The following is a 19,342-nucleotide window of genomic DNA, read 5'->3' as shown; positions in this document are numbered from 1 at the left end:
AATTAATTTGTTACAGATTAAATCGTTATCATACTGTTATGAAACATATTATTGATTGCAAAAGGGTTGATTCGGAAGCAGACTTTTGGATCAGCTACATTGCCACTGTAAAACCTGATGGTAGTGAGTTTTTTGGAAAAAACCTGGATGCTTTTTGGGATGCTCTGAACGCTGGTGGCCCGGGGTTTCCGGGTGAAGGTGTGCAAATTATAGAAATTGTGAACAGTGACAGGCTTAAAAAGTTAAGTGACGGTATATTTTATAACGCTCTTAACCAAATCGCGTTTGATCTGAATAATAGCGGCAGTCTTGTAAAGATTTTTCTTAATTAGTACTTGTTGATTGAAATTGTTGATTAGGGCTGTTGCGACTAACAGAATACATAATATGTCAGTCCGCATAAATGTGAGTGTCCGGCTGCAATTTAAGCTGCAATGGTTAAACAACAGGAGCAGACATGGCGCTTGTCTATGAAGTGGATTCACGGGTCGTTGCCGACGTTCTCGTCCATCAGGTTGATTTTCGCGGCGCGGCAGATCTGCTTGTGTGTCAGGTAGATTCACGAGGGCCGGCATACAACAATGATGCTCTGTGGTGCGAGGTGGGTGTTCGTAGCGTCGCCTCATCGTTAATACACTGGGTAGGATCGAGAGGCGCAGCTGACCTTTTGATCTGTTATGTCAACTCTCGTGCCGCCGCCGGGTGGCAGCGAGACCACCCTCTTAAGGGCAGGTTATGATTTTTTTGCGCCTCTGAAGCGGCCATATCTTCGACTGCCTGCTGCCGACCGTGCAGCAAAAATCCCGAATATATACAAATAACTCGTCCCCTTTAGCGGGGCCCGGAATGTGATTGAGACAAGGAATCATTAAGTGAAGATCAAAAGGTTGTACGCTGATCAGCCCGGGTACGAAATCCTGTGTGACGAATACCAGGGCACTGACATCCATTCGTTAAATGATATTTTTGAGGCTCTGAGTGCTCTGAAAAAAGAGTCGGACAATTCCTCAGTGCTGACAACGCTGGATGATTTGGGGCAGGCTGAATATACATCTATGCATGCAACGATGTCTCATGATCTTGATGACGTTGAAGGTCATGACCTTTCTGATGTTGCCCCTGAAGCCTTTGAAGATGGTGAGCATCTGGGGTATCTGTCCACCAAGTCTGAGTTTTTTATCCGGGAGAGAAACTTTCTTTCAAAAACGCTATCGGTTGATTTCTCAGGTGTTTGCGGCAAAGGGCTTACGCTTGATGACGATGAAATGGATATGCTTGAAGGCGTACATAACACTCCGCTTGATTATATTGATAGCGATATCCGGATAAAAGTCGTTCCGGTCCAATCGGCAGCGTTATCAATCAGCGCATTTCCAAATGGTTACTTCTCCTGCGACCTTAATCCGTTTGAAAACTATGTGCTGGCCAAGCACCTTGAACAGTTTTATGGGTACGAACTCTTCGGATTGGGCGCTTCTCTTATTGGCTTTAAACGACAAAATTCATTAGATGCCGAACAGGCAAAATCTATTGCCCGGGATCTTACCCGTCTGTACAACAGGGAAGGCGATACAGCCCTGTTAGAGCGGTTTTACAGAATTACGCAGCAGTTTGATTATTTGTTCTTAAAGTATGTTGAGTCACTGGAGTTCTAGGTAGAGCACCGGAAGGGCTGGGGCTTGCTGACGTTTATCTGCTGAAAATACAGGCGTTAAACCTTGGTTAATACTGAGTGTAAAGCGTATCGTGGATTGCACTAAAGGATCTGAACATGGAAATACAGTGCCAATGCGGACAGTTCCGCGCAAGTCTTAATGCCTTCCCTAAAAACACCCCTGGTCGCTTGGTGTGTTATTGCGATGATTGCCAGTCGTACCTGCGTTATCTCAAGCGTGATGACTTGCTGGATGCCAATGGCGGCACTCAGGTGATTCCGGCTTATCCTTCTGACGTCGAAATTCTTAGTGGGCAAGAGACGCTGCAATGCACGCGATTATCGCCTAAAGGGATATTTCGTTTCTCTACATCCTGCTGCAATACCCCCATTGTTAATACCCGTCCTAACGAGCCTTGGGCAGGTTTTTTGGGCTGTGTTTATTCCCCCGATGCGATCAGACGCCTGGGTCAGGTTCGGTGCCGTATTATGGGGCGTTATGCGAAGGGAACAGCACCTCCCGGCACGCCTGATAAACTTAATCTGAAAGGGCTGTTAACGGTTATGCCTTTCATCCTGAAGGGAAAGTTGCTCAAAAAGGCAAACCCTTCACCTTTCTTTAATAAGGATGAGCTTACCCCGGTTGCTGTGCCATATGTGCTGACTAAAGCTGAGCGCTGGCCGGAATGATATTGCCCTTCAGTCATAGGACCCTTTCTTAGTCCGCGGGCGATGAGTTTTGAAATTTATGATACGCATAATCTCTTATCTAATTGGAATCCTGCTTGTATTGGGAGCAAGCGAAGCAATGTCTCAGGAAAAAACACAAATCGATGTGAATAAGGCCGTTGAAAACCCTGCATTAGTTGCGGCAATGGCGCGTGTCGCTGAGGAGGATTCCGATGCGTCCAAAGATGAGCTGATCATGCAGCTATTTCAGGCCAATTATCTGGCGGGAATGTTTACTGAAGGGCTCAAAATGACACCTTCTGATGGCAATCTGCAAACGCTTGAACAGGGTAGCACTTTTGGGATTTTGTCTGCTGAAAATGTCGGTAAAAACTATCTGGTTTTATTCACCGATTGGAAGGCACTGGGACAATATACCGATCAGGATGTTTCAGGCCTGATATTGCCGGGTAAAGATGTCTGGTCATTCGCACTACAGGGCGATGCCTACGATGGCGTTGTTATTAACCCCGCGCATAATGCGCTCCCTCTGGAGCGGCCTATGCTGGAATATCTTGCTCAACATGCCGGTCAGTTGCATTAAGGACGAAATGGCTTTCAGGGATGCCGGAAGCGCTCTGATTTTGCAGAACCGGGAGTCATAGTACAGTGAGATCGCTTTTATCTCAGGGTTGGAGTGAGCTTTCCGGTTATGAAAGCCCTGTCCTTTTTTCTTATCAGAAAACATACCCGGATGGTCTGGATGTTTTACTGACCATTGAGCACAGAAATCGAAGATACGAACTTTGGTCTTCTGCAGAAAGCAGAGCATCTGGTCCCGCGAGGCACAAAGATTCATCTCATCAGGATATCGAATCGGCCTTAAAGGCAGCATTTGAAGAGATGCTGGCGTGGGATCGGAATTAAGCTCTCCTCCGCAAGGCATTACTAGTGAGCCCATGATGAAAACAATTGAAGAAACCTATAACGAGCTGGACAGCTTATTGAGAGAGGCTTCGGTCGCTCAGGTGGGTGGTTTTCGACCACCGGAGGATCGGATCACCTCCTGGTTTGGTGGTTCCGGAGTAGGGTTGGCGGGTGAAGCACTTCCCGTTTATAGAGGAAGAGATATGTTTTGCCTGCTTCAGGTAAAGGTATCTGAGTTGCCTGTTATACCCCCGGAGTTAAAGCAAATTGCATTTTTGGTCGTTTTTACGAATCGCGAGGAGTTTCCATTTGATAAGCCCCATGGCGACGGCTGGGAGATACGGGAGTATCAATCCCGTGAGGGTCTGCAGTGTCTGCCTGAATCCAAGGAGCCTGATGTCGTCAAAAGCTTCCCAATAAAGTGGGATAAGGTCGAAGATGACGCTCCCGATTGGGAGAATGCCTGGGATCTGGTGGATATGACGCCGATTAATGAGTCTGACGACGCCGATGAAAAGTTTTTCTACGAATATCATCGTTATCTGGGGACAAAGTTTGCCGGATTTCCAACCTGTATTCAGCATGGGCATGATTTAGAAGGTTATGTCTTTCAAATCGGTAGTGAAGAGAAAGCCAACTGGATGTGGGCTGATAACGGTATTGCCTATTTCAATAAAAACAAAGCCGGAGATTGGTGCTTTAAGTGTCAGTTTTATTAATCGCTGTCGACCTTTTTATCTGAGAGGATATATTTTAGTACTGTGCCGGACTTTATTTGAAGGAAAGCTAACTTATTGATTATGAAAAAATATAGCCAATTTCCGGTTTTGAACCCAGTACCGATTTGGAAATTTGTGGTTATAGCTGAGCTAGTTCTTTTCCAGTAAAGCCAGTCAATTGAGATTTATCCTCGTTTAAGCTTGAAGTCCCTACGTCCGATTCTAACCTTTTGTCGTTTCGTGGGGCTTATAAGTCCTGTTTTATGGTGTTGAAGGAAGGTCTTCTTCCTGTGCCATTATCTTCAGTGCACCAATGATCAGTGCATTTATGCCCTGATTAAATTCCCTTTCAATCTCCTCCTCATCCAAGCGATCCAGCTCAATAGTCTCATCATCTTTTGAGTAAAGCGTATCGGCAACCGCAATGCAGTGAAATGCGATGGTGGAGAGTAGCCACTGCGAGTTTTCACTCGATAGATTGAAAGTCGCAGCGACGACTTTCTGATGCTCTCTAATCTTTTCGGTTATATGAGGCGTTGCGACAGATCGGCGCAAAAGGTATGGCGGTAAGCCGGGGTTAAGTCGGACCAGATTCCGAAGAGAAAGTGCAAATTCATTCAGGTAACTTTCCAGTTTATACGGTGAGGGATTTGCTATTTCCGGGATCTCCCAGTGTTCAAAAATGGCCTCGGCTATGAGCGCTTTAAGTGCTTTAAGATTTGGAACGTGTTTGTAAAGCGCCATGTGGCTTACGCCCATCTCAGCCGCTAAACCGACAAACGTAATTTTCGGTAGACCCATGCGGATACCGACATCTGTGATGCGTTCTCGGGTGATGGTTCTCGGTCGGCCGCGGTTTTTAGTTTTCTGGGCTTGTACCATAAGTCTGCTCCTTGCTTATAGGTGGGTATGAAACCTCTTTGTAGCTCCTGCGTCAAATTAGTTTATAGGGTTGCAACTAAATAGGAAGTCATTTATCTTATGAGAATAATTATCATTTGATCTGGTTTCCCATCGTATGAATTTCAGTACACAAGGTTCTGCGCAAGTTAGTTGCCGATGTAGGAGAGGTCTGAATGTTGCCGGTATCGACTGGCGTCTATTCAGTTGTTTCTGTTTGCTTTCTGTTGGTTCGCTTTTTGTAGGAGCTGATACGCTTGTACTGGATGATCTTGCTGATCCGTTAAGTGACAGTTGGCTGACGCTGACGGCCAGTCGACTGCCCCGATTGGCAGCTCTACTTCTTGCGGGTGTCGGGCTGGCAGTGTGTGGTGTCATTCTCCAGCATATTGTGCGTAACCGATTTGTCGAACCCGCTACATCGGGAGGGCTGGACGGCGCTAAGCTGGGGATTCTTGTCTCCCTCACGTTGCTGCCGGGTGTCGGTCGGTTCGGTCAAATGATGTTTGCAGTCGTCTTCTGTCTTATCGCCAGTCTTGTCTATGTTGCGGTGATTCGTCGCATCCGATTCAGCAACACGGCACTTGTACCTGTTATCGGTCTTATGTACGGCAGTGTGCTCAGCGCTGTTGCTGAGTTTTATGCCTATCAGAACAATATTTTACAAAGCATGCAGGGTTGGTTACTGGGGGACTTTTCTAAAGTCGTTCAGGGGCACTATGAACTGATGTATCTGATCCTTCCGGTTGTCGTTCTGACTTACTTATATGCCCATCGGTTTACTGTATTGGGTATGGGGGAGGAAGTTGCGGGTAGTTTGGGATTGCGGTATGCAGCTACCGCCAGCGTTGGGCTGTTTTTAGTGGCAATGACGGTATCCATTACGGTGATTACTGTAGGGGGGGTCTACTTTGTTGGTTTGGTAATACCGAATCTGGTTGCGATGCGTTATGGGGACAATCTAAAGAATACGCTGCCGGTTGTTGCTTTGGGTGGGGCGTCGCTGTTACTGATCTGCGATATTGTCGGCCGTTTAATGCTTTACCCCTTTGAGGTCCCTATCGGCCTAACGGCAGGAGGGCTTGGTGGGTGTGTCTTCCTTCTTATTATTCTTCGCGGAGGGGCGCGGGGATGAGTTTAAGAGTGATGTCCGGCGTTGTGGTTGCAGTCCTTGTACTCGCGGTGATTTTTGTATTCATGGGAAGTGGGCTGGACTTTGATTACATCATTCCTAAACGGCTGGAGCGGTTGGCCGGTATTCTGATCGGTGGGGTTTGCGTGGCTCTGTCTTCAATTGTGTTTCAGACTCTGGTGAATAACCGGATTCTGACACCGGCGATTATGGGGTACGAAGCAGTCTACCTAATGTGGCAGGCGATGCTGCTGCTTATACTGGGTACCCATGGGATGGCTGCTCTGGGTGTCGGGCTGAATTTTCTGATGTCCTCTTTTCTGATTCTGATCTATTCCTGGGCGATGCATCGCTGGCTTCTGAGTCAAGGCCGTCGTGATGTTTATCAGCTGCTGCTGGTGGGCTTGGTTCTGACAATGGTGTTGGGGACTTTCACGCAGTTTGTTCAGCTCAGAATAAGTCCTGGTGAGTTTTCAGTGTTTCAGAATCTGAGTTATACCTCGTTTAACCGTGCGCAGCCGGAAACACTCCTCTATGCCTTTTTGGCAGTCTTGGCAGTTTGCGTGGTGGGTTACCGATATCTGTCTGAGCTGGATGTGCTGTTATTGGGGCGTGAACAGGCTGTCTCTCTTGGGGTAAATGAGCCACAACGGATTCGGTTATACATGGCCTTGATCGCTATTCTGGTGGCGGTTTCGACCAGCCTGATTGGCCCGACGGCATTCCTTGGGATTTTTATTGCCAATATCACCTATGCAATAACCAAAAGTCGCCTGCACCGGCATACCTTGCCGCTGGGTTCTGTTGTTGCTGTCATCATTTTTATCACTGCTCAACTCCTTGTTGAGCGTCTGTTCAATTACAAAACTACCGTTAGTATTCTGGTCAACTTAGTGTGTGGTGCTTACTTCCTGATGCTGATGGTTAGGGTGCGGACGACTCTATGATTTCTGTCGAAAATCTCTGCAAAGAATACGCGGATAAAACGGTTCTGGCCTCAGCCAATGCGGCATTTCCTGTCGGTTGTATCACTTCCCTTATTGGTCCGAACGGTGCTGGAAAATCCACTTTATTGATGATGATGGCGGGATTGATCAAGCCTGTCAGCGGTAGCGTCTTCTTTGATGGCGTTCCGGTTGGTGACATTCCGGTTGCTGACTATGCTCGTAAAGTGGCTACTCTCAGGCAATCACCGGGCTTTAATCTGAGGCTCAAAGTGCATGAGCTTGTGGCTTTTGGGCGCTTTCCCTATTCGAAAGGCGCTCTATCGGCCCATGATCGGCAGGTGATTGATGATTCGATTGCTTTTTTGTCTCTGGAGCATTTGAGAAATGCTTTTATTGATGAACTCAGTGGTGGCCAGAGGCAGATGGCATTTTTGGCGATGACGATCGCCCAGCAAACCCCTGTGTTGTTGCTGGATGAACCATTAAATAATCTGGATATGAAGCATGCCGTTCAGATTATGCAGGCTTTACGCCGGCTTTGTGATGAGCAGGGGCGCACGGTGATTCTGGTTATTCATGACATCAATTTTGCAGCCAACTATTCCGATCATATTGTGGCGCTGAAGTCGGGAGCGATTCATTTCAATGGTCCTGTCTATGACGCTGTAACCGAAACCCTGCTAAGTGATCTGTATGAACTGGATTTTGAAATTATTAACAGTAAACGCGGTCGCGTTTGTGATTATTTCACCCCCGTATTGGAGAATGAGAATGAAGTGGATGGATAAACCCTGGGTACTGTTTCCTCTGGCGCTACTGACAGGTCTGGCATTGTCGGGGTGTGATGATGGCCCTGTGTCACAGGAAAAGAAATTGGAGCCACTGACTGAACCGCTGGTCATTCAGCACCAACTAGGAACAACTCGTATCACAGAGCGCCCGCAGAAAGTCGCGGTTTTGGATATGAATGAAGCGGACTTTCTGGATCAGCTTGGAGTGCCTATTGCAGGCATGGTGAAGGACTATGTACCACATTTTCTGGCCTCTTATCGCACCGATGCCAGCGTGGAGGATCTGGGGGCAATCACACGGCCAAATCTGGAACGGATATATGCGCTTCGGCCAGACCTGATACTGATAACACCGATTCAGGCTGCCCAATATGAGTCTTTATCGGAGCTGGCACCAACGCTCCATTTCGATGTGGATTTTCGCGACAGCGGTAGCCATCACATTAAAGATGTTAGGGAGCATCTGCGATTATTGGGCAGAGTCTTTGGCAAGGAAGAAGCGGCCCGGGATAAAGTCGCCCAACTTGATGCTCATTTGTCAAAAGTACGCCAGATTACGGAAGGTCGACCTGAAAGGGCGTTGATTGTCATGCACAACAATGGCTCATTCAGCTCTTTTGGCGTTCATTCACGCTATGGCTTTGTCTTTGATGCGCTTGGGGTTAAGCCCGCCAGTACTCTAAAAGATACCAGCCTGCACGGGCAGCCTGTTTCCAGTGAATTTATCAACCGTGCTGACCCGGATATTCTTTATATCATTGATCGCACTGCGGTTATGGAGCGGCGTCCCATCATGCAGGCTGAGCAAATGGCGAATCCTCTGCTACGTCGGACAACTGCCTGGCAGAAAGGAAACGTTGTTTTTGTCGATGCGGATGCCTGGTATATCACGGCGGCCAGTCCCACCTCACTTCAGCGCGTCTTCGATGATGTTATTAAGGGCTATCAGCAATGATCTCCCTCTAGTCACCAGGCCTCTTTAAAAGGCCTATTTTCTACTTCTTTTTATTTTTTTCCGCTCCTGTTGAGCGGAGGGCTACGTACATCCTGAAAAAAGGAAAGATCAATGAAAAAAACGTTAAATTACAATGGGTTGGTTTTTTTTGAAACCGGTGAGGCTTGCATGTCTTCTCGTAGGGTTCGGCACCACTTCGGCGTTTCGGTTGTGTTGATTGCCACGTTGAACCTAGCGTGGGCTACCCCAGCTGAGGCGCAGGGAGCGAGTGGCGATGCGTCAGCGGTGCTTAAAAATGAAGAATCGACCGAAACAACTCTGGCTCCAATATCTGTTATTGGTGATTCGGGGGCTGCTGTTGCGCCCTATACAGGTGGTCAGGCAGGAAGTGGCGGCGGTGTGGGTATGCTGGGTCAGAAAGACTTTATGGAAACGCCTTTCAGCACCATCAGCTATACCGAAAAATTTATTAACGACCGCCAAGCGCAGAACATTACAGATGTGATCGCGGCAACAGACCCGACGGTATTCAATGGTGGCGTCACGGGTGAAAACCTGGAGAGCTACTCGATCCGCGGGTTCAGTTCAGATATTGGTGACGTCACCTTTGATGGCATGTTTGGGGTTGCTCCTTATTTCCGTAGTTCCCCTGAAATGTTTGAGCGTATCGAAGTGCTTAAAGGTCCCTCCGCCTTGCTGAATGGAATGCCGCCTAACGGCTCTGTAGGTGGTTCGGTCAATCTGGTGCCCAAAAGAGCCGGAGATAAACCTCTGACTGCACTAACCGCAACCTATATGTCGGACTCGCAATTTGGTGGGCATCTGGATTTTGGACGACGTTTTGGTGCTAACAAGGCTTTTGGTGTTCGTTTTAACGGTGCATACCGTGATGGTGAAACATCGGTTAATGATCAGGAAAAAGAGGTTCAGCTTGGATCTCTGGGCTTGGATTGGCGTGGAGAAAAGGCGCGAATTTTTGCGGATCTCTATGTTAGTGAAGACCGTGTCGATGGCGCAACCCGGGGTGTAACCCTTGCTCCGGGGGTATCGCTGCCTAAGCCTCCGGATGCGGATACCTTGCTGAACCCGGACTGGGGGTTCAATCACTCGAAAGACAAGGGGGGAATCATTCGTGGTGAATATGATATCAGTGATCAAACGATGGTTTATGCCGCCTTTGGGGGGAGTGAGACTGAATTTAGTTCAACGAACACTTCCATAGCGCAGATCATCAACGAGCAGGGTGATTACCGCAATAACATGGGAGATACCAGTGATAAGGCGGAAAGAGATTCGGCTGAAATCGGATTCCGTACTCGTTTCCGACTAGGGACTGTTGGTCATGAGTTGGCTATGAATGCTAAGCGCTATAACGAAGACTACCAGCTGAATGCCCGTCGCGGGGTTCTTAATAGTGACTGGATGACTAATATCTATGACCCGGTCTGGGACCCAAGAGATACCCCTCACAGTGTTCAGCCGATCACAAAGACCGACCTTCAACTGACCAGCTTTGGTCTGGCGGATACGCTTTCATTCAATGATGGCAGATTACAGCTGACGCTGGGCGTTAGGCAGCAGCAGGTTGAACAGAGCAGCTATCTTGCCACTACCGGTGCGAGGCTGAGTCAATACGATGAAAGTGCCGTGACTCCGGCTGCTGCGGTGATGTTTCGATTGACGGATGAGTTATCTCTTTACGCAAATTATATCGAGGGGCTAAGCCAAGGTGATCAGGCACCTAATACAGCCGCTAATGCTGGTGAGATCTTCGAACCGTATAAAACGAAGCAGACGGAAGGTGGCATTAAGCTGGATCTGGGCGATTTTGCGCACACCATAAGCTTTTATGAGATTAAAAAGCCTAGTGGCTACACTGACCCGGATACAAATCAGTTCTCTTCTGGTGGTGAGCAGCGTAACCGCGGAGCAGAGTGGAGTTTCTTCGGGGCGCCGCTCAATAATATTCGCCTGATGGGGGGGATCGCTTATGTGGACGCGGAACTGACTAAGACCCAGGGTGGTGTTAATCAGGGTAACCAGGCCTCCGGAGTACCGGAATTGGTTGGTAAGTTGGGTGGTGAATGGGACACCCCTTTTCTTGCAAACCTATCGTTGACGGGAAACGTGACATCTGTATCTGAGCAGTACATCGCTTCGGATAATGAGATCTCGCTACCGAGCTATACAATTTATGACTTGGGTGCCCGCTATCAGACTCATCTGGGAGATCAGTCAATGACCTGGCGTTTGAAAGTGAAAAACCTGACTAACAAGGATTACTGGGCTATGCCTCATTACAGTTCATTGGGTCTGGGTGCTCCGCGAACCGTTATGCTCTCTGCGACGACGGAGTTCTAATGTCTTCTGATGCCCTGTTCAACTCTGGCCACCAGCCCCTGGAAGAGATTTTACGCTATGACTGAAGTACTGCAGCAGATGCCATCCGGACGAGTAAGTTTGTGGGCCGCTTTGCGTCCATCTATGCCCGGTTTGGCAGTGGGAACGCTAACATCGGGATTAGCTGGACTGGCAAAGCTGGGAGCTCTCTGGTTTCTGGTTCAGCTGATTGACCGTCCTGCCACAGAATCGATTGTCTATGCGGGCTTACTGCTTTTCTCGGGTGCCTGCTTGTCCTCCATATCATCCTGGTTGTGTCATCAGGGTGAGGCCGGTGTCGCATCGCGATTACGTCGGTTTGTTGCGCGACATCTGGCCCGGTTGCCTGCAAGTACACTGAGCCGATGGGATGACCGAAAAATCCGGGGGGTGCTAAGTGATGATGTGGTTGCATTGCATCACCTTGTAGCGCATCTGCCGGGGGAAATAACGACCTTTGCTCTGGTGCCGTTGGTATCGGTTGTGCTGCTGTTATCAAGCGCTGGTCCCGCAGGGTTGATCGTGCTGATTCCCGGTGTTTTGGCCTCGCTTTATTATCTTTGGCTGATGCCAAAAGTCTCTGCGCGTTTTGGTGAAGAACGGGTTAGGTTGATGTCTGAGATCGTGACGGCTGTTGATGAATATGTACGAGGAATTCGGGTAAACCGACTCTACGGTGCTGAGTCCGGAGCACTGGCATCGTATCGTCAGGCCAGTATAGGGTTTACTCAGGGTATTGTCGTTTGGGTTAAAAAGGTTGCTACCGCTGCTGCAGTGGCAGCGGCGCTTATGCAGGCAGTGACAACCTTTACTCTGGCTTATCTTGTTACCCAGGAACAGGAGGCTAGCGTGACAGCAGCAGCGATGTTGTTTGGTCTGGCAATTGTGACTCCGGCGCTGAAACTGGGTCATGGATTGGATTATGTACGCGATGGTATCAAAGCAATACAGCGCTTGGAGGACTTTTTTACGGAACCTGTGTTGCCGGAAGGCCAGCGGCAGGTAAATGGAAAAAGTCTTGCTCTGGAGGTCGAAGATCTCAGGATAGCTGTTTCGGGAGCACCCGTTATTGAGGGGGCAAACTACCATTTTGCACCAGGTACACTCAGTATTATCTCAGGGGCCAGTGGTTCAGGTAAAACGACGCTGTTAAGGGCTATGGCTGGACTTGAAGTCATCACTGATGGAAGCATCCGGATAGCGGGTATAGGCATGTCTGATCTCAATGACGAGAGTCGTCAGGCGACTATTAGGCTGCTGCCCCAAAATTGTAGTGTGCTGGAGGCCAGTGTTAGGGAGAACCTGCGTTTGGGTACATCTGTGAGCCTGACGGATGAATCACTCTTGCAGGCGTTAGCGCAGGTTGGGCTGGATGTGAGCCTGGAAGATTGCGCGACACTATTGTCTGGCGGTGAGAAGCAGAAGTTGGGTCTTGCTCGGCAACTGATTTCTGAAGCGCCGATACTTCTTTTCGATGAGCCCACTAGTGCACTGGATGACGAAAGTGCCCTAAGGGTCATGGAGGCCTTGAGTATGCTGGCGCTGGAGGGTAACAGAACACTTGTCCTCGTTTCTCACGATGCTGATGCTCTCGTCTTTGCGGATCAGCATATCCGCCTGTCATCAATGATCAAGGAATCGGAATAATGCGCATCACTTCTTTATTGAGCAAATTACCGGATCAGTTGGCCTTTATGGGGCCATCTCGTCATCAGTTATTGATCGTTAGTGCTGGATGGGTCGTGGTGGCCGTTTGTGAAGCTGCTGCTTATACGCTTCTGGCTTTGACTGTTGCAGGTAGTCAGCCCATCATCGCTGTTCTACTGAGTGCAGCCTTCGCTGTGGTTGTTACGGTTATCGTCACGCGTTCCGGCTTTATCACTGGAGGTCAGCTGGCGGGGAATATGTATACATCCTTGGGTGATGCGCTAGATAGGGCCAAACTTTCCAGTTTCAGTGAAGCGTTCCGAACCCAAGTGTCGGTTTTAGCAGGCCAGGGGATACCAGGGATGATGAGCATTCCTGCTCACCAGTTGCAGCTGTTATTGCATGCGCCTCTTCTTCCTTTACTGCTAATGGTCGGTATTGCTCTGATCGGTGGCTTGTACATCACTTTGATGGCTGTTGTTTTACTGAGTTTGTCTTTGGCTATGCAGTTTTATGCTCAAGGGGTCTTGAAATCGGTAGACCGCCATCGGCATCAGGCTGAGCTGAGTGCCGCGCAGTCCATGCGGGAGTTTATTGATCATCTGGATCTGCTAAGAACTGCCACAGGAAAAAATAAATCGATTGACCGAGTGGCGGCAAAGTGGGTGATGCAGGAGCAGGCTCTGTCAGATACCAACAAAGGTGCGGCCATCGCCTCATTCTGGTCTTCGCTGTCTGCAGCGCTGCCCTTGGTCGGCCTGGCGGGATATGTACTGCTCTGTGAAAGTCTTTCAGGGGGCGAACTGCTGGCACTGATTATTTTGATTGGCCGCGCAGCAGCTCCCCTGGAGGAGCTGGCTGTAATAGGCACGCGAATCAATGATCTTCAGGCCGCAATCAACAGCTATGAGCAGGTTATCCGTACGCCTGTTCTGGATGATCCTGCTCCGGATCAGGCTGAGGTTCCAAAGGGTAACCACATCAGGGTTGAAGGTCTGACGCAGCCTCCCGCTCTGACTGAAGTGTCTCTGGAAATTCCGGAAGGTAGTACGTTTCTTATCAGAGGCCCCAGCGGGAGTGGTAAAAGTACACTTGTAGAGCTGTTGATGCGGTTTGATGATCCTCAATGCGGTATGATCTGCATCGGTGGCGTTGGGCTTGAGCATATGGGCTACGCAGAGATAGTAAACCGCTTTGCTTATGTGGGGCAGGAACCTATTCTGTTTACAGGATCAATGGCGGACAATATCCGTCTTGGTAGGCCTGATGCATCTGACGCCGATATTGAAAAAGCGGCAAGGCAGGCCTTACTGGGACCTCTGATAGACCGGTCTGAGTTGGGTATTCACCTGGCCGTGGGGCATAATGGTACCTTGCTTTCAGGGGGGGAGCGTCAACGTGTAGCGATAGCCAGAGGCTTGATTAAAAATGCACCTCTGTTGATTCTCGATGAAGCGACTTCAGCGCTGGATTCGGTCACTGAGCAGGGAATAGCCCAAGTCATCAGGAAACTGCCACAAACGGTGATCATTGTGACTCATGGCGCCCCGTCTATCTGGTCTCCAAGCAAGGTGCTAATGTTGGCTGAGGGTGATTGAGTCAGTGGTAAAAAAACAGAATCATAGGTTTTCAACCTGTTTGAGCGCTGTCGAATTTCCCGGGTCGCCTGATCCGGGCGTTAGTGGAAATGTCCGTTGTTAATATTCAAAGAAGAAAAGGAATCCTCTATGGATCTGTGTTTGGAGCCTTTTATCGGCCTGGGATCATTGAAATTTGGTATGTCTGAAGCAGAGGTAAACGCCCTGCCGGAAGCGGTTGTCAGTGAAGTGAAATGCTGCTTTAACAACGGAAAACTGGCGGCTTTTTCACTCTATCCAGATGATGTTGAACGTCTTGTTATCTCTGATGAAGACGTTATTAAAATGGACAAGCTTGCAGCGGCTCTTCACTTGGCAAAACACAGCTCTGACTATGGGCAGGCTCAGGGTGGATCGCTCTACTTTATGGATCTGGGGTGCGCGATACTTCAGTTTGAGTCTCCCATTAGAGAGTTCTTTTTCTTTGCCCGAGATTATCACACCGGGGAGCCTCTGATGAAAATGACCCCGGATCTGATTGAGTCCTACTACAACGAAACCGTGTGAAACGGTGGGTTTCATTATTTACGCCTTTGGAAGCTATTCCCTATGAGACGAGAGGCCATCGTAGAGCATGTAGCGTTAATCCCTCTTGGTGAGATACGCATGGGATGTGATGCTTATGGTGTAATTATCACAACAAATTTTGGTGTGTTTGATTTTTTAAAAGATAAGCAGGTTTTGATTGGCAGTCAGGACTATACAAGAATTATCGAACAGTCGAGCTGCAAACGCTATCTGCTGATAAAGGCAGCTTTTACGACCTATCTTCTTGATATCAAAGAACAGGCGGTCAGTGTTTACAAGACAAGTATCCGCGGCTCATCCGGTGAATGGTGTGAAGAACAGGCTATTTATGGCAAGAAAAGTGAGCATATCAAGGGGTTTACGGCGCATTACTTTCTTCAGTTTCCTTTTGTAAAACAGGACAAATTTGATCTGGTGTTCGCAGGCTACGAAAGACTTCGCAGGCGTCAAATTGAAGAGGCGGTTAATGCCTTAGGTTGACCCCCTGCAAAAGGGATCATTCTGTGGTCAGCAATAATGAAATCACTGAAGATGAACTCACCGGACGTGTTATGAGTATAGCGTTGGCAAAAAACGTGATTCGTGAAAACTCAGATGTGCTGTATGGGATTTTCAGTATCATCAAGTTTTCCGGTTTTTTCCCGCCAAGAGACTTCCTGAATACGTTTTTCAGGCAGGGGAGTGACCCCTGTGATCAGGACGCCAGAATGGCGGGCTGGGTCCCTTTTGAATTAACGCCAGCGGAGTATCAATCGGTATTCGATTGGTGGCTTTCAATCTACCCTGATGCAAGGGTCGATACTCTAAGTGCCTGTCATTGGGATGAGTGGTGTACCGAGATTATTGAACAGGACTGAATCATCACTTCACCCTGTGAAGGTTATTCATGAAAGATGTTAAGTGGTCGCGATAAACCCGGTGTGGTTTCAGGTAGGATGCATTCAAACGGCCCGAATTTGAACCGCCCGCAATATTCCGGGACGGACACAGGGTGATTAAGGACGCAACTAGGGGGGAGCGTTGTTGAGGACTGCTAATTCAGTTGGGAGATCAGGAAAGGTCTCTGTTTTATTGTTTATGGCGGCTATTTTCGTTAGCGATCTTTTGTACGCAGCTCAATTTACCTTTGAGAATCTGATGACGTACCACCGCAATGATATTACCCGTATCGAATCTTTAGGCCGTTGGGAGCATGAAGGGGAAACGGGTTTCTACAGAGTGATCTATGTTGACTATTTGCTTGGTTGTTCATGGCTTTATGTTCAATGGATGCAGGTTGATCCTACGAATGGCAGTAAAAGTCCGGCGGCATTGTTTTCCGTCTATTTGGATGATCATCATGAGAATCTTTTTGAATACCCTGAAATTGTGGAGAATGAGAAAGGTTTGTTGCTCAGGTATTATCCGGACAGTGGTCATGAAGATAATGTAAAGCATGAAGTGGTTTTGCAAATTTCCAATAAGCCGGGAGAAACTCAATCAGAGAGTTTAAGGTTGAATTAGTACAATTAATCAGATTAGTACACTTAAATAGTACCCCCGAGGTGTTAGTTTTTTTCTGCAAAAAAGGACTTTAAACGTGAAAAAAGTAATTTTACTTAGTTTTATTTCTATTCTTTCTTTTCCTGTTTTTTCAGCACCAGAGATCAAAGGCAGTCCGGAAGAACTTAAAGGTTTTTTATACCCAAATGAGAAGGTCGTCTCCATTCGTGGTTTTGCTGAGAAACGTGCCTATTCTGATAAGGCGATAATTAGCCTGGTCGTCACAACTGAAGATAAAAAGCTTTCAGGTGCACTTGCCAGAAATGGTCAGCTACGCGATAAGATTGAAAGCTATTTGGTTTCTACTGGAATTGATAACAAACTGATTAACAGCTCAAAATTCTCCTCCTCACCTCAGTATGGCTGGTTTGGCAGTAAGCCGGAGAGCTATAAAGTGGTGAACCGAATGGCTGTTTCTGTTACCAGTGAATCCCATCTTACCGAAGTGGCCGTAATTGCTGACCGTTTGGAGGGTGTTGAGCTTTCGGGTACTGAGTTTGAACATACTAAAAAAGACGAATTTAAAGAGATCGTTAAGTCTGATGCTTTGGAAAAAATACTCAAGCAGAAAGAATTTTATGAGCAATCTCTTGGTGTAAAACTGGTCCCTATTGCCATTAATGACTCAAATATTCACCAGCAGGCGACACGGGGTGCCATGTTTGTCGCAGAAGCGGCCAGAATAGAAAGCGATTCGGTTTCATCCATGACTAAATATAGAGAACCTGCCCGTGAGCCGTCGTTTGATGAAGTTAATTATACGGCCAATATCTCAGTAGAATTTAAAATTATCAGCCCGGGGTCATGATGTTGCCTCGTATTGAGTATTAAAAATACTGATAAACAGGGGCTTATGCTCATGGATGATTTTAAAGGATGAAGCTTGTACTCCTGCCGGGTATGGATGGAACAGGCATTCTGTTTAAGCCGCTTTTAGATCGGCTTGAAGGTGTCGAAACTCAGGTTATCACCTTGCCCAATTACGGGCCTCAGGATTACCTCTCTTTATCCCGTTATGTTGCAGACCATATCGGAAGCCAGGAGTGTGTTGTCCTGGCGGAGTCTTTCTCCGGGGGGATTGCAGAGGCCTTGCTGAGTCAGCATGACCTGAATATTAAGCATGTTATTTTTGTTGCTTCTTTTCTGTCAAATCCGGCTGGAGTGCTGCCTTATCTGGCGTCAGTTTTGCCTTTACAGCGTTCTTCGAAAATACCCGTTATTGCTCCCTGGCTTGAAAGAAAACTTTTGCTGGGTGCTTCAGCTTCTGAAGAGACACTCAGCTTATTTCGTTGTGCACTGGATGCGGTGTCGGGTCAGATCCTGAAAAAAAGGTTGCGCCAAATATTCACGTATACCTCTTCTTCTCAATTATTTGAGGTTGATGCGACCTATATCCGTGCGAAAGATGATGTTTTGGTGGGTGACAGAGCTGCTGAATTTAACGCTGCCTTTTCCAGACTTAGTGTTGTTGATATAGCCGGCCCACATTTTATTTTACAGGCACAGCCAAGCGCTTGCTGTGATGCCATTATGCACACGATGGGTCATCTCATAGATAACGATATTATCGATACTAGTTTTTAGTCGTAAAGATAGGACGATCAGAATGTTTGAGGGATTCTTCCGAAGAAGAAAAATCAGAAAGTACGCTAAAAAGCTGCCACGGGATTTGGAAAAGCACTACGGTCTTAAAAATTATTACTCCAGATCTGAGGTTGATGCGGCTCTTAAGAGGCAGAGGCTTGATCACTCAGGAGGAGTGATTACTCCTGATAGTTATTATGTTTATGCCATGTATTGTTCCCGTGCGGAGGTTGATGCGATTCAGGAAACTTCTGGTGAGTCGATTGATTATGATGAAATCCGTAGCGACGTAAGTACGACTTTGTTTTACGGTGCTTCCGGTTTCTCATTTTCAACACTACTGAATGCTGCTCCTGATAGTTCAACGGGTTCTTTTGATAGCTACGGTGATAGTGGTGGTGGAGATAGCGGTGGTGGAGATAGCGGTGGTGGTGGTGATTAAAACGGAGTTTTTATGATGGCTAAACAATCTGTTCAGGAACTGCTTGACGATCTTCGTCTTGTCAGTAGTCAAAACTATGACATTGTGAACACTGTCCGCACTTTGATCATGCAGGCTTTTGACGATGTTGCTGAAGAGGTCAAATATGGCGGCATCCTGTTCTCCTCTGGTGTTCAGTTTGCCGGTGTATTTGCCTATAAAGCACATGTTTCTGTTGAATTCCGAAATGGTGCCAGTATCAACGATCCCTTTGGCTTTCTCGAAGGCACAGGTATAGGGCGGCGTCACATTAAATTACAGTCAGTCTCCCAGATCCCGGATAAACAGCTGGCTGAGTATCTGGCGCTTGCGTTGAAGGCGTCGACTGAAGAGCGCTGATGAACAGACAATAACGGAATATCTGCTCGTGAAGATACAAACATACTCGGAAGAGTGGGGAAAAGAGGTTGCGGACCTGTTTTATCAGTCCGTTCACGGAATTGACTCCGGGGTCTACTCCGTCGAAGAGAAGCAAGCCTGGGCACCGGCTCCAATCAACTATGATCTCTGGTCTGAACGGCTGCGTGTTAAAAAGCCGTATCTGGCAATAATTGATAACCGTGTTGCTGGCTTTATTGAACTGGATTCTGACGGGCATATCGACTGTACCTACACGCATCCTGATTTTCAGGGGCGTGGCGTGGCATCATCTCTTTATGAATACCTGATTGCCCAGGCTAAAAAAGCGGGTATGGCGCGCTTGTATGTCGAGGCGTCGCATATCGCGCTGCCTTTTTTTGAGAAGCGTGGCTTCTCTCTGATTAAAAAGAATGCGTTGCAGCGGGATGGCGTGACACTGGTTAATTTCTCGATGGAAAAGCATCTTGGTTTACCGAGATAGCATCTGACG

General features: G+C 47.8%; 23 protein-coding genes. 22 read left to right on the top strand and 1 reads right to left on the bottom strand.

What is annotated here, in order from left to right; all coding sequences use genetic code 11:
- Window positions 1-38 precede the first annotated feature (38 nt).
- From G517_RS19745 to G517_RS0116615, 6 genes are all read left to right on the top strand, one after another.
- A complete protein-coding gene (locus tag G517_RS19745) occupies window positions 39-332 on the top strand; it encodes a barstar family protein (RefSeq protein WP_036591934.1) in 294 nt (97 codons plus the stop codon).
- 125 nt (window positions 333-457) lie between these two features.
- Window positions 458-739: a 7(1) septoil knot domain-containing protein gene (locus tag G517_RS21415; RefSeq protein ID WP_028305340.1), complete on the top strand. Its 282-nt coding sequence runs from the start codon at window positions 458-460 to the stop codon at window positions 737-739.
- A gap of 133 nt (window positions 740-872) precedes the next feature.
- Entirely contained in the window at window positions 873-1,655 is a 783-nt protein-coding gene (locus G517_RS0116635) for a hypothetical protein (RefSeq protein ID WP_051206528.1), read from the top strand.
- A gap of 116 nt (window positions 1,656-1,771) precedes the next feature.
- Complete coding sequence (locus G517_RS20360) at window positions 1,772-2,344, top strand: DUF6151 family protein (RefSeq protein ID WP_051206527.1); 573 nt, start codon at window positions 1,772-1,774, stop codon at window positions 2,342-2,344.
- Window positions 2,345-2,462: 118 nt separating this feature from the next.
- Window positions 2,463-2,927, top strand: a complete 465-nt coding sequence (locus G517_RS0116625) for an SseB family protein (RefSeq protein ID WP_028305338.1) — start codon at window positions 2,463-2,465, stop codon at window positions 2,925-2,927.
- A 358-nt stretch (window positions 2,928-3,285) separates the two neighbouring features.
- Complete coding sequence (locus tag G517_RS0116615; protein WP_211224321.1) at window positions 3,286-3,969, top strand: DUF1963 domain-containing protein; 684 nt, start codon at window positions 3,286-3,288, stop codon at window positions 3,967-3,969.
- Window positions 3,970-4,230: 261 nt separating this feature from the next.
- Here G517_RS0116615 and G517_RS0116610 read toward each other — a convergent pair whose 3' ends face one another.
- Window positions 4,231-4,851: a TetR/AcrR family transcriptional regulator gene (locus G517_RS0116610; protein ID WP_028305335.1), complete on the bottom strand. Its 621-nt coding sequence runs from the start codon at window positions 4,849-4,851 to the stop codon at window positions 4,231-4,233.
- 136 nt (window positions 4,852-4,987) lie between these two features.
- Between G517_RS0116610 and G517_RS0116605 the strand changes: the two genes are divergently transcribed.
- The 16 genes from G517_RS0116605 to G517_RS0116530 all read left to right on the top strand — a co-directional run bounded on the left by G517_RS0116605 (window position 4,988) and on the right by G517_RS0116530 (window position 19,333).
- Window positions 4,988-6,004 carry an ABC transporter permease gene (locus tag G517_RS0116605; RefSeq protein WP_084632358.1) on the top strand — a complete coding sequence of 339 codons (1,017 nt, stop codon included), beginning with the start codon at window positions 4,988-4,990 and terminating at the stop codon, window positions 6,002-6,004.
- On the top strand, window positions 6,001-6,948 hold the full coding sequence (locus G517_RS0116600) for an iron chelate uptake ABC transporter family permease subunit (RefSeq protein WP_028305333.1): 948 nt from the start codon (window positions 6,001-6,003) through the stop codon (window positions 6,946-6,948). Before G517_RS0116605 ends, G517_RS0116600 begins: the two co-directional genes overlap by 4 nt.
- Entirely contained in the window at window positions 6,945-7,736 is a 792-nt protein-coding gene (locus G517_RS0116595) for an iron ABC transporter ATP-binding protein (protein ID WP_028305332.1), read from the top strand. Before G517_RS0116600 ends, G517_RS0116595 begins: the two co-directional genes overlap by 4 nt.
- Entirely contained in the window at window positions 7,729-8,694 is a 966-nt protein-coding gene (locus tag G517_RS0116590) for a siderophore ABC transporter substrate-binding protein (protein ID WP_281167534.1), read from the top strand. The genes G517_RS0116595 and G517_RS0116590 overlap by 8 nt, the downstream gene beginning before the upstream one ends.
- Before the next feature lie 111 nt (window positions 8,695-8,805).
- A complete protein-coding gene (locus tag G517_RS0116585; RefSeq protein WP_211224319.1) occupies window positions 8,806-11,055 on the top strand; it encodes a TonB-dependent receptor in 2,250 nt (749 codons plus the stop codon).
- A 57-nt stretch (window positions 11,056-11,112) separates the two neighbouring features.
- Entirely contained in the window at window positions 11,113-12,720 is a 1,608-nt protein-coding gene (locus tag G517_RS0116580; RefSeq protein WP_051206526.1) for an ATP-binding cassette domain-containing protein, read from the top strand.
- Window positions 12,720-14,318 (top strand): ATP-binding cassette domain-containing protein, encoded by a 1,599-nt coding sequence (locus G517_RS0116575; RefSeq protein WP_028305328.1) that lies wholly within the window; start codon window positions 12,720-12,722, stop codon window positions 14,316-14,318. The genes G517_RS0116580 and G517_RS0116575 overlap by 1 nt, the downstream gene beginning before the upstream one ends.
- Before the next feature lie 129 nt (window positions 14,319-14,447).
- A complete protein-coding gene (locus G517_RS0116570) occupies window positions 14,448-14,864 on the top strand; it encodes a hypothetical protein (RefSeq protein WP_028305327.1) in 417 nt (138 codons plus the stop codon).
- A gap of 99 nt (window positions 14,865-14,963) precedes the next feature.
- Window positions 14,964-15,365 (top strand): hypothetical protein, encoded by a 402-nt coding sequence (locus tag G517_RS0116565; protein WP_028305326.1) that lies wholly within the window; start codon window positions 14,964-14,966, stop codon window positions 15,363-15,365.
- A gap of 23 nt (window positions 15,366-15,388) precedes the next feature.
- On the top strand, window positions 15,389-15,742 hold the full coding sequence (locus tag G517_RS0116560) for a hypothetical protein (protein ID WP_102043396.1): 354 nt from the start codon (window positions 15,389-15,391) through the stop codon (window positions 15,740-15,742).
- Between the two features lie 280 nt (window positions 15,743-16,022).
- Window positions 16,023-16,388: a hypothetical protein gene (locus G517_RS0116555; protein WP_157833213.1), complete on the top strand. Its 366-nt coding sequence runs from the start codon at window positions 16,023-16,025 to the stop codon at window positions 16,386-16,388.
- Between the two features lie 76 nt (window positions 16,389-16,464).
- Window positions 16,465-17,235, top strand: a complete 771-nt coding sequence (locus tag G517_RS0116550) for an SIMPL domain-containing protein (protein WP_036591930.1) — start codon at window positions 16,465-16,467, stop codon at window positions 17,233-17,235.
- Window positions 17,236-17,303: 68 nt separating this feature from the next.
- Entirely contained in the window at window positions 17,304-18,011 is a 708-nt protein-coding gene (locus G517_RS0116545; protein ID WP_028305322.1) for an alpha/beta fold hydrolase, read from the top strand.
- A 22-nt stretch (window positions 18,012-18,033) separates the two neighbouring features.
- Window positions 18,034-18,453 carry a DUF6559 family protein gene (locus tag G517_RS20785; RefSeq protein ID WP_157833212.1) on the top strand — a complete coding sequence of 140 codons (420 nt, stop codon included), beginning with the start codon at window positions 18,034-18,036 and terminating at the stop codon, window positions 18,451-18,453.
- 12 nt (window positions 18,454-18,465) lie between these two features.
- Window positions 18,466-18,831 (top strand): DUF1801 domain-containing protein, encoded by a 366-nt coding sequence (locus G517_RS0116535; RefSeq protein ID WP_245543278.1) that lies wholly within the window; start codon window positions 18,466-18,468, stop codon window positions 18,829-18,831.
- Window positions 18,832-18,859: 28 nt separating this feature from the next.
- Window positions 18,860-19,333: a GNAT family N-acetyltransferase gene (locus G517_RS0116530; protein ID WP_028305319.1), complete on the top strand. Its 474-nt coding sequence runs from the start codon at window positions 18,860-18,862 to the stop codon at window positions 19,331-19,333.
- The last annotated feature ends 9 nt before the right edge of the window (window positions 19,334-19,342 follow it).

Source organism: Oceanospirillum maris DSM 6286, from assembly GCF_000422865.1.
GTDB classification, from domain to species: domain Bacteria; phylum Pseudomonadota; class Gammaproteobacteria; order Pseudomonadales; family Halomonadaceae; genus Oceanospirillum; species Oceanospirillum maris.
Note: the sequence above shows the minus strand (reverse complement) of the source record. Positions and strands in the feature narration are given on the sequence as shown.